Source organism: Flavobacterium sp. LHD-85, assembly GCF_030929595.1.
In the GTDB taxonomy this organism is placed as follows: Bacteria; Bacteroidota; Bacteroidia; order Flavobacteriales; family Flavobacteriaceae; genus Flavobacterium.
The window spans coordinates 75,079-94,244 of the sequence record NZ_JAVFVR010000011.1 but is presented as its reverse complement, the minus strand read 5'-3'; the positions used below and the strand labels follow the sequence as shown (position 1 = coordinate 94,244).

Annotated in this window: 15 protein-coding genes; 7 read left to right on the top strand and 8 right to left on the bottom strand. The window is 35.2% G+C overall.

Annotated elements, in window-relative coordinates; all coding sequences use genetic code 11:
- The first annotated feature begins 97 nt into the window (after positions 1-97).
- The 7 genes from RB618_RS17710 (at position 98) to RB618_RS17680 (ending at position 11,949) form a co-directional block, all read left to right on the top strand.
- On the top strand, positions 98-1,456 hold the full coding sequence (locus RB618_RS17710) for a sugar porter family MFS transporter (RefSeq protein ID WP_308069971.1): 1,359 nt from the start codon (positions 98-100) through the stop codon (positions 1,454-1,456).
- On the top strand, positions 1,419-3,035 hold the full coding sequence (locus RB618_RS17705; RefSeq protein WP_308069970.1) for a glycoside hydrolase family 32 protein: 1,617 nt from the start codon (positions 1,419-1,421) through the stop codon (positions 3,033-3,035). Before RB618_RS17710 ends, RB618_RS17705 begins: the two co-directional genes overlap by 38 nt.
- Before the next feature lie 179 nt (positions 3,036-3,214).
- The gene (locus tag RB618_RS17700; protein WP_308069969.1) at positions 3,215-6,319 is read left to right on the top strand and encodes a TonB-dependent receptor; all 3,105 of its coding nucleotides are present in this window, start codon (positions 3,215-3,217) and stop codon (positions 6,317-6,319) included.
- A 14-nt stretch (positions 6,320-6,333) separates the two neighbouring features.
- The gene (locus RB618_RS17695) at positions 6,334-8,025 is read left to right on the top strand and encodes a RagB/SusD family nutrient uptake outer membrane protein (protein ID WP_308069968.1); all 1,692 of its coding nucleotides are present in this window, start codon (positions 6,334-6,336) and stop codon (positions 8,023-8,025) included.
- Between the two features lie 19 nt (positions 8,026-8,044).
- The gene (locus tag RB618_RS17690; protein ID WP_308069967.1) at positions 8,045-9,442 is read left to right on the top strand and encodes a DUF4960 domain-containing protein; all 1,398 of its coding nucleotides are present in this window, start codon (positions 8,045-8,047) and stop codon (positions 9,440-9,442) included.
- A 20-nt stretch (positions 9,443-9,462) separates the two neighbouring features.
- Positions 9,463-11,019, top strand: coding sequence for a glycoside hydrolase family 32 protein (locus RB618_RS17685; protein WP_308069966.1), 1,557 nt, complete (start codon positions 9,463-9,465; stop codon positions 11,017-11,019).
- A 24-nt stretch (positions 11,020-11,043) separates the two neighbouring features.
- Entirely contained in the window at positions 11,044-11,949 is a 906-nt protein-coding gene (locus RB618_RS17680) for a carbohydrate kinase (protein WP_308069965.1), read from the top strand.
- A 271-nt stretch (positions 11,950-12,220) separates the two neighbouring features.
- Here RB618_RS17680 and RB618_RS17675 read toward each other — a convergent pair whose 3' ends face one another.
- The 8 genes from RB618_RS17675 to RB618_RS17640 all read right to left on the bottom strand — a co-directional run bounded on the left by RB618_RS17675 (position 12,221) and on the right by RB618_RS17640 (position 19,157).
- Positions 12,221-12,616, bottom strand: a complete 396-nt coding sequence (locus tag RB618_RS17675; protein ID WP_308069964.1) for a hypothetical protein — start codon at positions 12,614-12,616, stop codon at positions 12,221-12,223.
- Positions 12,617-12,709: 93 nt separating this feature from the next.
- Positions 12,710-13,264: a YceI family protein gene (locus RB618_RS17670; protein WP_308069963.1), complete on the bottom strand. Its 555-nt coding sequence runs from the start codon at positions 13,262-13,264 to the stop codon at positions 12,710-12,712.
- Positions 13,265-13,269: 5 nt separating this feature from the next.
- Positions 13,270-13,668 (bottom strand): cytochrome c, encoded by a 399-nt coding sequence (locus RB618_RS17665; RefSeq protein WP_308069961.1) that lies wholly within the window; start codon positions 13,666-13,668, stop codon positions 13,270-13,272.
- 18 nt (positions 13,669-13,686) lie between these two features.
- Positions 13,687-14,529 (bottom strand): DUF5777 family beta-barrel protein, encoded by an 843-nt coding sequence (locus RB618_RS17660; RefSeq protein ID WP_308069960.1) that lies wholly within the window; start codon positions 14,527-14,529, stop codon positions 13,687-13,689.
- Between the two features lie 23 nt (positions 14,530-14,552).
- The gene (locus RB618_RS17655) at positions 14,553-14,945 is read right to left on the bottom strand and encodes a hypothetical protein (RefSeq protein ID WP_308069959.1); all 393 of its coding nucleotides are present in this window, start codon (positions 14,943-14,945) and stop codon (positions 14,553-14,555) included.
- 31 nt (positions 14,946-14,976) lie between these two features.
- Positions 14,977-15,381 carry a helix-turn-helix domain-containing protein gene (locus RB618_RS17650; RefSeq protein ID WP_308069958.1) on the bottom strand — a complete coding sequence of 135 codons (405 nt, stop codon included), beginning with the start codon at positions 15,379-15,381 and terminating at the stop codon, positions 14,977-14,979.
- Between the two features lie 341 nt (positions 15,382-15,722).
- Complete coding sequence (locus RB618_RS17645; RefSeq protein ID WP_308069957.1) at positions 15,723-18,173, bottom strand: TonB-dependent receptor; 2,451 nt, start codon at positions 18,171-18,173, stop codon at positions 15,723-15,725.
- Positions 18,174-18,257: 84 nt separating this feature from the next.
- The gene (locus RB618_RS17640; RefSeq protein ID WP_308069956.1) at positions 18,258-19,157 is read right to left on the bottom strand and encodes a FecR family protein; all 900 of its coding nucleotides are present in this window, start codon (positions 19,155-19,157) and stop codon (positions 18,258-18,260) included.
- Positions 19,158-19,166: the final 9 nt, after the last annotated feature.

Genomic DNA, 19,166 nt, shown 5'->3' with positions numbered 1-19,166 from the left:
TAAACTGTCAATATTTATAGAAATAAATTGTAACATCATTAAAAATAAGTTGTTTTTTTTGCAGATATCTTAGCAACAAGTTTTTAATACATGTACAATGAATAAGATATTGATTTGGTCTGTTACTGCTGCACTGGCAGGTTTTCTTTTCGGTTTTGATACCGTAGTTATTTCTGGAGCTGATAAACAATTACAGCTTCTGTGGCACTCTTCAGATGCCTTTCATGGTTCAGTTGTTATGGCAATGGCATTATGGGGAACTGTAGTTGGTGCAATCTTTGGAGGAATCCCAACAAATAAAATAGGACGTAAAAAAACGCTGTTCTGGATTGGCATTTTATACTTTGCTTCTGCAATTGGTGCTGCTTTTGCCAACGATCCTTTTGTTTTTGCTGCCTTTAGATTTATTGGTGGTTTAGGAGTTGGCGCTTCTACTATTGCTGCTCCCGCTTATGTATCAGAAATTGCTCCGGCAGACAAAAGAGGGAGATTGGTAGCTTTGTATCAGTTTAATATTGTATTAGGAATTTTGATTGCCTTTATCTCTAATTATTTTCTTAAAGATATTGGAGAAAATGCCTGGAGATGGATGATTGGCGTTCAGGCAATTCCTTCTCTAATTTATATTCTGTTTATTTTGTCAATTCCTGAAAGTCCGAGATGGCTTTTGTCTAAAAATCGTGACGAAGAAGCTCGTAAAGTTTTATATAACATTGATCCGTCTGCAAATATTTCAGACTTGATAGACGATTCCCGTGAAAACGGTGTTACCAAACACGAAAACATTTTCATGAAGAAATACCGCTTTCCTTTGATTCTGGCTTTCTTAATAGCCTTTTTCAATCAGTTTTCAGGAATTAATGCATTTCTATATTATGCGCCAAGAATTTTTGAAGAAGCCGGCTTAGGACAAAATACAGCGTTGTTAAGCAGTATCGGAATTGGAGTTACAAATCTTATTTTCACCTTAATTGGTGTGGCATTAATTGACAAATTAGGAAGAAAGTTGTTAATGTACATTGGTTCTGTCGGATATATTATTTCACTCGGATTAGTATCGGCTTCTTTTTATTACAATTGGGGAGGTTTATCAGTTCCTATTTTCCTTTTCCTTTTCATTGCTTCACATGCAATTGGTCAGGGCGCGGTCATTTGGGTTTTTATTTCAGAAATATTCCCAAATCATATTCGCGCATCTGGACAAGCATTCGGAAGTTCAGTACATTGGGTTTTGGCAGCGATTATTCCGTCTTTAATTCCGATGTTGTTTTCAGAAATCGGACCCGAAGTTGTATTCCTTATTTTTACATTGATGATGGTACTGCAGCTGTTGTTTGTAATTTTTCTGATGCCGGAAACAAAAGGAATCTCTTTAGAAGCTTTAAGCGAAACACTAACTAAAAAAAATAACCACAAAAATGAAATCAAAGAAACATCTGCCGTTAGCTCTTTATAGTGCTGCCTTACTGTCGATAGTAGGATTAAAACCGTTTTCTGCAACTGCACAAACTTCTGCCGTAACTGTATCGAACACCGCGGAAGAACAAATGTATCGACCAAATTTTCATTTTACGCCAAAAAAAGGCTGGATGAACGATCCTAACGGAATGTTCTTCGCCAATGGGTATTATCATTTGTTTTACCAGCATTATCCTGATGGAAACACATGGGGACCAATGCATTGGGGACATGCCATTTCTAAAGATTTAATCAAATGGGAAGAACAACCAATTGCGCTTTACCCAGATAAAGACAAATATATATTTTCAGGAAGTGCCGTTGTCGACACCCAGAACACATCTGGATTAGGAACAGGAAAAACAGCTCCGATTATTGCCATTTATACGTTGCATGATATGACAAAGGAGAAAGCAGGCAAAATTGATGTGGAACAGCAGGATATTGCTTTTTCTAATGATAACGGTTTTACATGGCAGAAATTTGAGGAAGGAAATCCTGTCGTGAAAAACCCTGGAATTAGAGATTTTCGTGATCCAAAAGTATCTTGGGATGAAACTCACAAACAATGGATTATGGCTTTGGCAGCGCAGGATCGAATACAGTTTTACAAATCATCGAATCTGAAAAACTGGGAATTTACATCTGAATTTGGAAAAAACATTGGTGCTCACGGCGGTGTTTGGGAATGTCCTGATTTCTTCGAAATAAAAGTAGAAGGAACAAAAGAAACAAAATGGGTTTTAATCGTAAACCTTAATCCGGGTGGACCAAACGGAGGTTCCGGAGTTCAATATTTTGTTGGAGATTTTGATGGCAAAACTTTTACAATAGACGCTACTTTTGCTGAAAGGGTAAATAACGAAAAAGCAGTCTGGGCAGATTATGGAAAAGATAATTATGCAGGAGTGACCTGGAATAATGTTCCAACTTCAGACGGAAGAAGATTGTTTATCGGATGGATGTCAAACTGGGAATATGCACAACAGGTTCCAACAACGACATGGAGAAGCAGTACCACGATTCCGCGTGAATTGAAATTGGTAAAAAATGATGGCAATTATAATTTGGTCAGTATGCCAGTACGAGAATTAAATAATTATGTTGCTGAAACTATTACTGCCAAGAGTTTGAACGGAAAAGGAAATTTAACATTGGTTAAAGATGGTTTTAATGATTTGACTAAAAGCATAATTAGTTTAGATTTAAAAAAATTAAAACAGTGCGATTACACTTTTACACTTTCTAATTTAGATGGCGAATCTTTAAGTTTCGGTTTAAACAACAAAGAAAATTATTTATTTGTTGATCGTTCAAAAGCTGGTAAAGTTGATTTTTCAGATAAGTTTGCGTCACCAGTGAGTAAAGCATTTTTGGGAGGAAGCCAAAAAAGCGCCGCTTTTAAAATTATTTTGGATAAAACTTCAATCGAAATCTTTTATAACAATGGCGAAAAAGTGATGACGGAAATCTTTTTTCTAAACAAACCATTTTCAGCTCTTTCTATTTCTTCACAAGAGAAAATAGAGGTAAACAATTTTAAAATTCAAGAATTAAATTTTTTTAAAAGTCATTAAAAGAGAATAGCAAAACACTTTTTCTTTAGTGAAGAAATAACTGTGAAGGCTTGAAAAAACTCGAAAGATTTTTCTTTCTGACTTTTTATGCCTTGTTCTGAAAATTATCGGATGCTTATCGCAAGCGAAATACTAACTACATAATTAACCAATTAAATATAAACCAAAACCATTATTTTATGAAAAGTAAGATTATATATTTTCTATTTTTCTTCTTTCCGATGCTGATGATGACGGCGCAGGAAAACGGAATTAAAGGAACGGTAATTTCGTCTGATGACGGAATGCCGCTTCCTGGAGCGACAGTAATTATTTCAGGTACAAATATCAGTTCGGCAACCGATTTTGACGGAAATTTTTCTTTCCCAGATGTTGCTTCAGATGCTGTGCTTGTAGTTTCTTTTATAGGATACGCCCCGCAATCGATCTCTGTTAAAGGGCAAAAAACAATCAATATAACACTAAAAGTTGACAACAATCAATTGAATGAAGTTGTTGTAACGGGATATTCAAAACAAAAGAAAACGGATATTACAGGAGCGGTTGCTGTTGTAAACATGAAGGAAGTCATGAAACAGCCAGAACCAAACCCTATAAAAGCTTTACAAGGAAGAATTGCTGGAGTAAAGGTATCGTCGGATGGTTCGCCAAGCGGTGGAAATACCAAAGTGGTGATTCGCGGTGTTGGAACTTTAAACAACACAGATCCGCTTTATGTAATTGACGGAATGCCTACAAAATCGGGAATGCATGAACTGAACCCGAATGATATTGAAACCATTCAGGTTTTGAAAGATGCTTCGTCAGCAAGTATTTACGGTTCCCGAGCTTCAAACGGTGTTATTATCATTACAACCAAAAAAGGAAAAGAAGGTAAAATGAGAATCAATTTCAGCACTTATGCTTCTTTTTCTGATTATTCAAGAAAATTGAATGTTCTTAATGCAAACCAATTTGGGCAGGCACTTTGGCAGGCCAATATCAACGACGGTTTAAATCCGAATAATAATAATTTGCGCTATCAGTTTGACTGGTCGGTAAATAATAATAAGCCGCAATTGAATAAAGTTTTGGTTCCGGAATATTTAGATGCAGAACAAACCATAAAAGCTTCAAATACGGACTGGTACGATGCGATTTCTCAAACTGGAGTTGCCAATTCTTATGATTTATCAGTTTCGAATGCTTCTGATAAAGGAAATTATGTTTTCTCGTTAGGTTATTATGGAAATGAAGGTGTTGTAAAAACAACAGATTTTGAAAGAATATCTGCCCGAATGAATAGTTCTTACAAATATTTTAATGGCAAATTAGTTATCGGAGAAAACTTCAGTCTAAACCGCACGAACGAAGTGACAGATCCGGGCGTTTTAGATCCTGCATTGAGAGCTTTGCCAATTATTCCGGTGCATACGGTAGACGGAATTGGTTGGGGAGGACCTGTCGGAGGAATGAACGACAGACAAAATCCGGTTCGTCTTTTAGAATATAATAAAGATAACAAATACGATTATTTGCGCCTTTTTGGTAACGCTTACGCGGATTTGGAAATCATTAAAAATCTACACATCAAAACCAGTTTCGGAATGGATTATGGTTTTTATAAAAAACGCACGTTACAAAGAAGCTACAAATCGGGTTATCTGCAAAACGATCAGACTTCTGTAACTATCGATCAGTCAATCAGTGATAAATGGACTTGGACAAATACAGCAATTTATAGCTTAAACTTTGGGAAAAGCAATCTGAATTTGATGGCGGGAACGGAGATGTACAAAGACACTTATGATACAAATACGCTACGTAAAAATGACTTTTTGATCGAAACGCCAGACTACATGTATCCAGATGCAGGAACAGGAGAATCTTTTACCAGCGGAACTTCGACTGTATATTCTTTGCTTTCTTATTTTGGAAAAGCAGATTACGAGTTTGATAATCGTTATTTGGTTTCGGCTACAATTCGTCGTGATGGTTCTTCTCGTTTTGGAAAAAACAATCAATTCGGAACATTTCCGGCAGTTTCAGCGGGATGGAGAATCAGCAATGAAAACTTCATTAAAAATAGTGCTCCAGTTTTTTCTGATTTGAAATTAAGAGCGGGCTGGGGACAAACCGGAAATCAGGAAATCAGTAATACGGCAGTTTATTCGCTTTATCTGGCAAGTTACGCAGGCGGAAGTCCAACTTGGGCAACGTCTTACGGAACAGCTTACGATATTGCAGGAAACGGAAACGGATTGCTTCCGTCTGGTTTTATCGCAACGCAATCAGGAAATGATGATTTGAAATGGGAAACGACTACACAAACCAACATTGGTTTGGACTTTGGTTTATTCAAACAAAAATTAAGCGGATCTATAGATTATTATATCAAAAAAACAGATGATATTTTGGTATTGCCACCTTATTTAGGAGTTATTGGAGAAGGAGGAAACCGTTGGGTAAACGGAGCGTCTATGGAAAATAAAGGTTGGGAGTTTTCTTTAGGTTATCATGATGAAACTTCATTTGGATTGAAATATGATATTTCCGGAAACATTTCGGCAAATAAAAACAGGATTACAAAATTGCCGGATGAAGTTAAAAACAATTACGGCGGCGACGGACTGGATGATAATATTTTAGGACGACCAATTAATTCGATGTACGGTTATGTTACTGACGGATTATTTACAAGTCAGGATCAGGTAGACAACTCGGCAATTCAGGAAGGAAAAGGACTTGGAAGAATTCGTTACAAAGACTTAAATGGCGACGGAACAATTACAGATAAAGACCGTACGTGGATAGGAAATCCGAATCCGGGATTGTTGTACGGAATCAATTTAAACTTATCTTATAAAAACTTTGATTTTACCACTTTTTGGGAAGGTGCAACTGACGTCGATGTGATTAACAACACAAAATACCAGACTGATTTCTGGAGTGTTGATGATGTTGGGTCAAATAAAGGAACACGTTTGCTGAATGCCTGGTCTTTGGATAATCCAAATTCAACTATTCCGGCACTGACAACAGTTGACAGAAATGCAGAATCTAGATTTTCAACTTATTATGTAGAAAACGGAAGTTATTTGAAACTTAGAGTTTTGCAATTTGGCTATAGCCTGCCAAAAGATTTACTGAAAAAACTAAGCATGGAAAGTTTCAGGTTTTATATCAGCGGTCAAAATTTATTGATTATCGATGCGAAAAGCTTCACAGGAGTTGATCCGGAAAATGCAGGTTTTGGTTATCCTCAGCCGACAACTTTTACTGCTGGTCTTAATTTTACTTTATAATAAAAGATTTAAAAATGAAAAAAATACTATATATAGCAGGATTTGCAGTGATAGGTTTATTCGCTTCCTGTTCCGATTTTTTAGAAAATGATCCGCGTGGTGTGTTGTCAGAAGAAGATATTGTTACACCGCAGTCGGTTGAAGGATTTATGAATGCAGCTTATGCACAGTTAGGAAATGATCATTACGATTCTCCCTACAGTTTATGGCCGTTTGGAAATGTTCGTTCAGATGATGCCTACAAAGGCGGAAGCGGTACAAATGATATTCAGGATTTTCACTTTTTTGAAGTTTCAAATAACATACGTCCAGATTTTGGGGAATTAGATAATTTCTGGTACATCAGTTATGTAGGGGTTTCAAGAGCCAATAAAGCCTTGAAAGCCTTGGAGCAAATCTCTGAGGCAGATTATCCGCTGAAAAAAATACGTATGGCTGAAATGCGTTTTTTGAGAGGGCATTTTTACTTTATGCTTAAAATCATGTTTAGAAATGTGCCTTATATTACCGAGGATATTCCTGTAGAGGAATACAAAACGATTTCGAATACATCGCTTTCAAATGAAGAGCTTTGGAGCAAAATCGCAGAAGATTTTCAGGCTGCAGCTGAAAATTTACCTGATGCTCAGCCAGAAGTAGGGCGCGCTACTAAAAAAGCGGCTTATGCTTATTTGGCAAAAACGAGATTGTATCAAGCATATACACAGGATGAAACATTCAAAGTAACGGGAATCAGTCAACAGCATTTGCAGGAAGTAATTGCAGCAACCGATAAAGTAATCGGGAAAGCTTCCTTAGAACCTGATTTTGCCAACAACTTCCTGCCGGGAACTTATGAGAATGGACCTGAATCTATTTTTTCGATTCAGTTTTCAGATAATGACGGGACACTATACGGAAGACTGAATTTTTCAGATGTTCTTTCTACACCGCAAGGTTTAGGATGCTGTGATTTTCATAAACCAAGCCAGAATCTAGTGAATGCTTTTAAAACCGGAACAAACGGTTTACCGGAATTTGATACCTATAACGATCAGGATTTTGATTATAAAAATTTAGCTGCCAACACCGTCGATCCCAGATTATACCATACAGTAGCGATGCCGGGTCTGCCTTATAAATATGACCCAGAATTCCTATATGTTGAAGCTTGGGTACGATCTCCGGGAACGTATGGTTATTTTGCTTCTTTAAAAGAAAATGTTGCCCCAAATTGCAGCTGTGTCGTAAATATTGATCCGTTTTACGGAAATTCAAAAAACAGAATCCAAATTCGCTATGCTGATGTGATTTTGATGCGTGCCGAAGCTTTGATTGAATTAGGAAGACAATCAGAAGCTTTACCGCTAATCAATGAAATCAGAGAAAGAGCAGCGCAAAGTACAGGAAGACTGCCTTATGTGAGCAACTTCAAAATCAATACGTATGTGGATGGAAGCAACTGCAACTGGACACAGGATTTTGCCCGTAAAGCTTTGCGTTGGGAACGCCGTTTAGAATTGGCGATGGAAGGAAGCAGATTCTTCGATCTTGTTCGTTGGGGAATTACAGATCAGGTTATGAATGATTTTTATGCAAAAGAAAAAACAAAACGTACCTATTATCAAGATGCCTTTTTTGATGCACACAAAGAGGAGTATTGTCCAATTCCGCTGAAGCAGATTAATTTCAGTCAGGGATTGTACAAACAAAATCCAGGTTATTAATCTTTAAAGAATCAGCAATATGAAAAAAGCTTTAAATAAATATTGGACTAAAATGTCTATAGTATTGGCAATGATTTTTATGATTACTGCCTGCGAGAATAGTTTTGAAACTGGCGGATTTGATGTAAGCTCGCCTTCAAATGTACTTTCATTCAAACTTAACGGAGTTGCAGGAAGCATTGATCAGGCAGCAGGAAAAATTACTGTTGTAATGCCTTACGGATCTGACATAACATCAATAAAACCGGAAGTTGTCTTTGTAGAAGGGGCAACATCAAATCCGGAATTAAATTCGGCTAGGAATTTTACAAATCCGGTAAAATTCAGAGTGGTTAATGGTAATTTATATAAAGATTATACGGTAACAACAACCATTTTGAGTCCGATTAAGAGTTTTAAGATTAATGGCGTTGCAGCAACGGTAAACGACATTAGCAAAACCATCAATATGACGCTTCCAGAAAATACAGATTTAACAGCATTGAAACCAGTAATTGAACTAACAGCTGGTGTTACAATTTCACCTGCTTCAGGAGCAACCGTTGATTTTACAAACGCAGTCACTTTTGTAATAACATCAAACGGAAAAAGTGTTAATTATACGGCAAATGTTGGAGTTCCGGTTACTGGATTAACCGTTGCATTTTTAGGAACTGCCGCTATAAGATCTGGAATCACAAATATGGATGAAGTTACAGCTTCAAACTGGTTGTTTGATAGTTTCCCAGGAGCTAAATATATTTCTTTCGAAAGTATACAAAACGGTGCCGATTTAAGTGATATCGATGTGATTTGGTGGCACTTTGATTCGGCTGCAAATTTACCTTCTGTGGCTTATAATCCTGCGGTTACAAACGCTTTGAAAAATTTCAGAACAAATGGAGGAAACTTTCTTTTGACATCTTTTGCTTCGCAATATGTAGATGCTTTAGGAATTGTTCCGTCAGGAAAAGGACCAAATAATGTTTTTGGAGATTTTCCTCCAAATGGATTTGTAGACGGTAATTCATGGGGAATGTCATTCGTTGGTCATGAAGGTCATCCAATCTTTCAGGGTTTAACTACTTATGAAGCAGGAAAAGCCAATTTACTACAAAGCGGAACTTTCAGATTAAACCATACAGCGTGGTGGTTTTTACCGGAATGGGGAGGCTACAATAATGGAGAAGGTTGGAGAAACCAAACAGGAGGAACCAATCTGGCAAGTGAAGCCTGGGATAATGAACTGAACGGAAGAGTTACCATTGCAGAATTTCCAAATACAAGTACAAATAAAAATGTAATTGTTATTTCTATGGGAGCTTACGATTGGTACAATGAAACCAATAGCAGCGGAGTGCCAAGTCAGGCCAATGAGTTTATAACAAACATCAGACTATTGACGCAAAACAGTATCAATTATCTAGCGGCAAAATAAATCACTTTGAATTTAATAAAATGAAATATAGAAATATAATAACAATCGCCTTCGTTTTCTTTTCACTGGCTTCATGCAGTCAGGATGAAACGTATATTGGAGGTTCGATTTCGGGAGGGAATTCTGAAATAGCAAGTGTTTTTCCTGTACCACCGGCGCAATGGATGGGTGCAAATGATCCCTATTACAGCGCAGGTTATACGGGAGATATTATGCCTTTTTTCGATAACGGAAAATTTCATATTTATTTTCTGCATGATGCTCAGAATAAACCTATCGGAAAAGGATTTCATGATATTCATGAATATCAAAGCACAGATTTGGCACATTTTACTTATGAAGGCCAGACTATTCCGTATGGTACAACTCTTGAACCTGATTTTGCTATTGGCACAGGATCAGTTGTCAAAGTAGGCAATCTTTATTATTTCTATTACACAGGACACAATGAAAATCCGGCTTTTGTTCAGTCCAATGCCAGAGAAAGTGTGTTGTGTGCCACAAGCAGTGATTTGAAAAATTGGACAAAAGTTCCATCTTTTAAAATTACAGCTCCAGCGGGCTACTACAATTATGATTTCAGAGATCCGCATGTGTTTTATAATGATGAATTGAAAAAATATTCCATGTTAGTAAGCACGCAGACAGAACCGGGAAGAAAAGCCGTTTTGTTGCATTTTACAAGCGCAGATCCTGCATCAGGAAAATGGAATGTCGAAGCTCCAATTTATACCACAACTCCTGAAGATAATTATCTGATGATGGAATGTGCGGATATTTTCAAAATGGGAAGCAATTGGTATTTAATTTTTTCTGAGAATTGGAGTGGCAATAAAGGAACGCATTACAGAATTTCATCATCTATAAATGGCCCTTGGACAAAACCGGAAAATGACAGAATCGATGGAGAATATTTTTATGCCGGAAAAACAGCTTCTGACGGAAATAAAAGATATGTTTTTGGATGGAATGCCAGAAAAACGCCTGATAATGATTTAGGAAATAAAGATTGGGCAGGAAATATGGTCATTCATGAATTAACTCAGAATTCAGATGGAACTTTAGGAACTCAGTCGCCGAAATCGGTTAAGGATTTATTTTCGAAAAAGAATACTACTGCAGAAGTAGATGCAATTTCATCTAATGCAACAGCCAATAATGGAACTTATTCTTTAACGGGAGAAACAGAAAAAGCAATGGTTACTTTTAAAAGCGTTGGAAAGAAAGTCAAAATAAAAGCCGAAGTTACTTTAGCGAAAGCTAGTGGAACAACTGGATTTGTTTTTCATACCAATGATACAGGAAGTTATTATAAAGTGGTTTTGGATATTGCTAATAGTAAAATAAGCGGTTACAACTCGGCTTCACAGGAAGTAACGCGTTTGCCATTTGTATTTCAGACAAATGTAAAATATGATGTTGAAATAATTGCCGAAGGAAGTGTTGTCGTAGTTTGCATCAACGGAAAAGCAGCACTTACCAACCGCATTTACGGAAGAGACAAAAATAAATGGGGCTTAATTGCTGAAGGACAAACGAGCACAATCTCAAATCTTCAGATTACGCAACCTGAATAAAAACTAATAATAAAATATTTTAGAATGAATAACGGAAAAAACCTTAAGGCGATGGCATATGGAGAGGTACTTTGGGATGTTTTTGCCAATGAAAAAAAAATTGGCGGAGCACCATTGAATGTTGCCTTACGCATGAAAACGCTGGGTTGCGACGTGGCCATGATAAGCTGTGTAGGAAATGATGAAGACGGAAAAGCAATAAAAAATCAGGTAAAAAAACTGGGACTTGAAACGGATACAATTGTAGTTTCTGAAGATTTTCCGACTGGTTTGGTCAACGTTACCTTAAATGAGCGTGGATCGGCAACTTATGAAATCAGTTATCCGTCTGCCTGGGATAAAATTGAATTGAATGATTTGGCTAAAACAACTGTAAAATCGGCTGATGTTTTGATTTACGGAAGCTTGGTTTGTCGTGACAATGTTTCGAGAAATGCTTTAGAACAGTTGCTTCAATATGATGTTTATAAGGTATTTGATGTGAATTTAAGAAAACCACATTATACGTATGGAATCCTGAATCAGCTTATGCAATCGGCTGATTTTATTAAGTTTAATGATGAAGAATTGCTTGAAATTGCAAAAGCGATGAATTCTCCTTTTGAAAGTCTGGAAGAAAATATGGCTTTTATTGAAGAAAAAACAAAAGCTACTGCAATGTGTGTAACAAAAGGTAAACACGGCGCTTTATTATTATGGGAAGGAAAAATTTACGAAAACAACGGTTATCCAATTGAAGTTGCTGATACCGTTGGTGCCGGAGATTCATTTCTTGCCGCTTTGATAACTTCATTATTAACCGAAAGAGAACCTCAGTATTCAATTGATTTTGCCTGCGCAGTTGGTGCATTAGTGGCTGAATCTCCTGGAGCTAATCCCGAAATTTCATTTTCCAGAATTGAAAAGATGATGTTAAAAATGAAAATTTAACTTTTATGAAATTTATATGAAATAGGAGTTGTTTAAAACAAAATTCTTGCAATTGGCCTTGTTAACAGCAATAAGTTTAATATCGCTTATAGGAGGTCTTATCTATTTTTAAAATCCGAATTTTATTAAATGCATGGGATTTTGTTTAAGTTTTAATTACTTATTTTAATACCCGTTTTTTGAAGTAAAGCCTGATATCTTTTAGATATTAGGCTTTTATCGTAATAGTATAAAACTCGGAAGCAAATAAATGAGGAAGATGCGCTAGATTTTACATTTTCGGATAAAAATGTCTAAGAATTTGTTTAGGTGTTGTAACAACTTCTTTACTAATTGGGTCAAACCATTTTACTTCTTTTGTAACTTCTGCACAACACTCGTTATTTGAGTTAAAAAAACAGCTTTTAATATTGATTTTATCCGCTATGTAACAATGCTTCATTTCAACAAAAAAATGTTCTGTAAACATCAGGTTTTTATAGATGATTAATTCATGATTTCCTTCCTGTAAACCTAAATGCATATAATTAAGTTTTTCTTTGGAAAAACCATTGTAAAATAAAAAATGGTATAACAATCGGATCGTATAGGAGATGTATGCGGCATCTTCCATAATCATATAATCATTTACATCTTCACCAGTAACAACATAATTTTTACAGATCATTTTAATGTGATTTAAGGTTAAAAAAAGAGACCGGCGTAATCAATTTACCGGCCTCTAGAACATTAGTCATGTTTAAAATTCTTTTGAATGGGATTATTTAGCTAATAAAAAATTGTAATTAATCTTTATTTTGTCAGCAATTTTCTTTCTCACAAGACTTGGTATTTCAATATCAAAATCTTCTGGTTTTGCTTCAAATGTGCCAATAGCATTGACACCGTTTGGAGCTTTGGAAATTTTTACAATCACTGAGACAGCTTTTGTTTTTCCATGAATAGTAAGATCTCCTTTTAGTGTAAAATTTTTAGGAGAACTTGTAATTTTAGAACTATCAAAATCTTCTATTTTACCTTTGAATGTTGCTTTCGGAAATTTTTCTGATTCCATATAATTTTCATTAAAGTGCTCCTCCATTAAAGCTACTTTAAATCGAAAACCTTTTATAAGAACCAAACTCGCAAAATCTCCTGTTGTCTGATCCAGAACTGCTGATACTGATTTGCTTTCGGCTGCAACTTCTTCGTAAGAAGGCATTGAAGCTTGAAATTTTATATTCCCAGTTTTTGTAATTAGTTTTTGCGCAAATCCACTTGTATTTGCAACCATAACGAGCAATAATGCAAAGAAATTTAGGAATGATTTTTTCATAATAATTAATTTTCTTTTAGACCATCGGCGTTCCATTTCACAATTAGATCAATATTAGCCTGAGCCATTCTTCCGCCTTGAGGCATAAGCCCTTGCTGGCCGTTTTGAAGCTGGATTCTCCCTAATAATCCGGCACTTTCTACGGCAGCTTTTACTTGAGCAAAAGTAGTCAGCGGTCTAAAAGCTGCAGACCTTCCGCTTGAGTGGCAGCTTACGCAGTTGGCGTCAATAATAGATTTTACATCTTTATTGTAAGTAACCGCAGTTGTCGGATTTGTTGGGTTCGTCGGGTTTGTTGGATTTGTTGGTGTAGTAGGTGGTGTTTCGATATCCTCATAGGTATCAGAATCACTACAGCTTGCAAATGCAGCCAATAAAATTGTAAGTAAGATTGTTTTTTTCATGATTTATTGTTTTAATTATTAGAATACTCTGTAAAGGTTAAAGCCAAAGAAGAAATCTCCTTTACCCCAGTCTCCAGAGGCATTAGTAAGGTATCCGCTCTCACTCATAGATTGTGAATTGGTAAAAATTAATTGAAATACGTGTCCGCCAGTTTCTACATCAAGACCTACAGACAAAGGATTTTTATAAAAGTCGGGTTTGTCAAAATTGTGCATGTATTCTAAATTGACAGATAACCTTTTCGTGATTTTATAGCGTCCGCCACCGCCAAAAGAAAACTGATTGTCTCTTTCGATATCAGGATTGTAAAGGTTTTTGTGTATAAAAGATGGCACTAACTCTAATGAGAATTTCTCGCTGATTTTTCTAGAAATTAAAACCTGCTGCACATACGTCAATCGGTGCTTAAATTCTAAACCAGGATATTGGTCTTTTTCTAAAAAAGTATTGATATCTGCAACACTATACCCAACAATATCCAGCGGAAAATTATCATTTTGTCTTGCTAATCTGTACTTTAATCCTGTTTCATACATTTTGTTTAAAGTATGTCTCGAAAGGCTGACAGATAGCCAGTCTGTAACACCATAAATTCCTCCAAGTTTTGTGGTAGCATTATCAAGGCCAAAAAAACTGTCAAAACCATCTTTTACAGTTCCAAAACGATGCGAAACCACAAAATAAAACTCTTTTTTAGCAGGCATTTTTGTGGTCTGCAGCGTTACAAGCTGTAAAGCTTTAAAAGTTGCTGTAGAGTAACTTTCTTCTACTTGAGTAGAATCAAGACTTTTCAGTAAATCATCCTGAGAGTAGGCCAGCGTAACTAAAAACAGGCAGAACGGAACTAGAATTTTCTTCATAAATTAATTGTTATTTGTTTGGTTTATTTAATGCTGCATTGATCTATTTTGACTTCCATAAATAGTTCGTCATAACCAATGCATTTGCCTTTAATGGTAGTTTTATTATCCATCAATTTGACTTTCAGTTTTTCTTTAAAAAGACAGAAGACGGTATTTTCAAGTATAATTGCAGAGTCGGTTTCTTTGGTCACTTGACCTGTTATTTCAATAGTTTTATTGAGGTATAGTGAATCTGCTTTTTTAGGATCTACGTTGTAATCTTCAAGTAGTTTTTTTGCCGTTATGCTAAAATCTGGAGCTTCTGATTCTATATTTCGGGCTTCTTTAAATATTATTCCGTAATAAAAATAAATTCCGGCAGAGACCATTAACAGTAATACCGCAGTTATAATTGCTGTTTTTTTTCTTTTCATATTTGGTTTGTATTGGTGATAATAATAATAGTCAGTCAGCGCTTTTTTTTATCTGATGGCTTTCATCACGGATTTTTTTTCGATGCTGAATTCCAAAATTTCGCAATGCTTTAATTATAGGTTCAAGCGATGAACTGTAATCTGTCAATTGATACTCGGTTTTAGCGCGGCTTTGATCATCTGTTTTCTTTTCAACAAATCCGTTTAGTTCCATTTCTTTTAACTCATCTGCTAAAACTTTGGAGGTAATTTTCTGGAATTCTTTCTGTATTTCAGAAAACCGTTTGTTGCCTTCCATAAGTGTTAGAATTATTGGAATTCTCCATTTCCCGTTAATGATGTAAAGAGCATCCATAATGGGCACTATTTCAGATTTGCATTTTGACGCAAACCTGATCTGACGCTTATTATCTGATGCATTTTCTTGTGTATTCATACTTTAAAACTGTTTCAAATCAAATGGTGATTCTATAGTGAAACAGCCTTGGCGCAGATTACCCTACCAAAGAATTGTAATTTTTTGAAAAAAAAGTAAAAAGGAAGAATTAGAGCTTTAAAACTCTTGTAGAAAGGATATTAAAATGAACCTATTGGGTACAATTCATTGTTTTTCTTTTCAACACATAGAAACATAGATTTTATTTAAAAAAAAAAGGGATTAAAAAGAAACCAGTTTCTAACACATAGCCAACTATGTTTGTTTTAATAAAGTGAAACGCCTTTGTGGGTATCGTAAATCTATGTTTCTATGCGTTTGAATTAATTGTACCCAACGGGTTAAAATGAAACTCTAAAACTCAGATTTGGAGTTCTTTGCAAAGAGAAAGTATCCACTTCTTCTATAGAATTGGTTAAAGAGTTAATTCTATAATATTCGCTGATTTCATTTCTTCTGTTTAGGATATTTAAGATTGAGATTCCTATTTTGTATTGAATTCCGCTTTCGGTTTCCCACTTGTAAGTCGACGAAAAATTAACCTGATAAAATACATTCAGATTGCTGTTATTGGGTTTGTTGTAAACCAAAACAGGATTAGAAAGATCAATTTGAGATAAGTCTGGAGATGTTTTTGGTCTTCCGGAAGACCATTTTGTTCCTAAAGCAATTTTGAAGTTATTCTTCTCATAAATACCTGCCCAAGACAAAGTATGTGTGAGCTCAAAGTTGTTTGGAAAACGAGGATATTCATAATTCGGAAAATTATAATTATTTTCATTGTAAGTGTAACTTAACCACGTAAGAAAGTGATTTATTTTTTTCTGAACCAACATTTCTGTTCCCCAAATTTCGTAACCGCCAGTAGTTCTAACAAATTCCAGCTGATTCTGAAAACCTTGACTAGCAGTAGTTATTCCGGTTACTTTTTTATAAAAGTTTTCGATGTCCAAAAGCCAGTCGTTTTTTTTATAAAATAAGTTTAAAGATAACTGTCTGCTCTTTTGTATCGGAATTGAGCCATTATTTGAGACAATCCAGCGTCTTTTTTCAATACCAAAATAATCTTTCTGCAAATCAATAATCTGCTGGGAGTTTTGGCTTTTGAGTTCGCCAAGCAATTCTAAATTAAGGCTTTTGCTTATTCCGTAACCCAATTGAAGTCTTGGTTCTGCAATGTACTTTTTAAATTTTTCAATATAATTTAACCGCATTCCGCCCTTAAAATATATTCGAGAAATGGTATCGTTATATTTTCCTTCTAAAATTAAAGCGTGTGTCCTTAATACGTCTTTTACTTTACGATAAAAATCAGGATTAGTTACCTGTTCTAAATTAGTAATACCAATTTCATTAAATTGATAACCATCACTAAAACTAAATTTAGCGTTTAGGATATGATTGTTTTCTAAATTTACACCATTGTTATTGACCGTATTCTCTTGAATAACAGTTTGGTTTTCATAAACTGACTTTTGATCAGCTAGAAGTTCATAGGAAGAATTGTAGATATTAATTTTGGTTGTGTTGAAGCTGTTCCAGTTTCTTTTCCAAGACAAATTTCCGCCATAATTCTGCTGGCGTAAAATATTATCTTGTGCTTTATTTATATTGTATGAAGCGGCACTTTTAGTAACTTCCAAATTGTCTTTTATTGTTATTAAATCAAGTATGATTTGATCTTTGCTGCCAATTTTTTGCGCATATTTTATAGTAGCGTCATAAAAGCCAAATTTTTTATCACTTTTATAATTAAGATTTTGATTCTGCGAAAAATCTGTTATTGTCGTGTTTTGAAATACTTTATTGAAATATTCTTTATAAGTAGGAGTTTCAACAAAATCGGTAATCGATTTGCGCGCCGAAATTTCGATGTAACTTTTTTTAGAAAGATTATACTTTCCATAAACATCAGCATTAATCATGTTGATTCCTGCGCTGAAAGAGTTTTTTTCTGCTTTTTCTGGAGTAGAAGAAATAGCAACTACGCTTGAAACGCTTTCTCCATAAAAGGCAGAACTTCCGTTTTTATAGATGGAAATGGTATGCCCAAGATTTGGATTGAAAACGGATATTAAACCAAAAAAATGTCCCGTTTGAAACATTCGTATTCCATTCCACAAAAACAAATTCTGATCGTGCGTACCACCGCGAACATTAATGCTTGAAACGCTTTCATCCAAACTGTTTACACCCGGAATCTGCTGCATGGTTTGCAACGCATCGGGTTCAATAAGGCCGGGAAGGATACCAAATTTTTTAGGCTTAATTTCAAGAGATCCATCAGTGTTTTTTGAAATGCCCGAAGCCAAAATCGCATTCGTTTTAATTTCGTGCAATTCTGTAATTTCAGGATCTAAAAGGATTTGAATGCAATCTTTTGCCTTTGCATTTCCTGCTGTAATTCTTTTTGAAGCAAAACCAACGTGACTAATTACAAAAGTATTTTTGTTTTCCTTGTTAAACTCAAAATAACCTTCTGAATCAGTTATAAAATGGTTTTTATTGTTTAAAATAATGTTGGCATTTTCAATAGGCTTTTTATCTATGGAAGATAAGACATAGCCACAAATCATCTTTAAAACAGTATCTTTTTTATAGATGTTGATGAATTTGTTGCCTATATTTTCAAAGGATAAATGGGTTCTTTTTTCAAGATATTCCAGTTTTTGTTCTAAAGAAAATGATTTCTTAGGAGGATTTAATTCGAGACCTTCAATATTATCTTCGGTATAATTAAAGCTCACGCCATATTGTTCTTCAATATCAGTTATTATTTTTTTAATGGGCATCACTTTTTCTTTGTCCTGAGCAAAAAGATTCAGGACAAGGAAAAAGAGGAAAAACAAAAAATGAAATTGTTTGGGGCGGAACATTTATTTTTCGTCAAAAATTATTTTATTGTTAGAAACTTTTCTAGCTTCTAAATGATAAGTCGTACCAATAATCTGCAAAGCGGTATTGAGATCTTTTGCAGGTAATTTTCCTGTAAATAGGGAGATGGTATCTTTAGCGTTTAAATCGATTTTAATATTGTATTGCCTTTCAACTTCATCTAAAATTGTTCTTATGTTTTCTTTATAGAAAGATATCTGGTTATCCATCCATTCCGGCTTTGATGAACTTACAGTCATTTTGATCTGTTTTCCATTCTCAAAACGAACGCTTTGTCCATGAGTTAATAAAACTTGAATGTTGTTATAATTTACTTTGACACGGCCTTCATAACAGACAACATCAAATCTATTTTTTCTGGCTTTAACATTAAATTGCGTTCCTAAAACAGTTACTTTTCCAAGATTGGTCTGCACTTCAAATTTTCTGCCTTTTGCAACTTTAAAATAAGCTTCTCCTTTTAGTGCCAAATGTCTGTTGTTGTCCCAATTCCACTTTTTATAGTGTATTTCAGAACCTGAATTTAAAACCACTTCAGAATTGTCGGGCAGTGAGAAAGCAGTCTTTTTTCCAAGATCGGCAGTTTCAGTTTGAGGCACAAACACTTTCATTGCAAACGTAATTCCAAGAGCCAAAACAAAGATAGCGGCAGCTCTAAAGGCCCATTTTTTGTATAGCGGAACCACTTTCGGAGCTATTTTTTTCTGACTTAAAATATTCGATAACATAGTATTTTCATCCAAATCACTTACTTCGAGATGATTGGTGTATTTTTTTATCCTTTGGTATTTTTCAAAATCGGGACTTGCCTCAAATGTTGCCAATTCATCCGGAGATAATTCGTCGTTGAGCCATTTTGCCAATAAGCGATCTTTTTTCATTTTATCGTA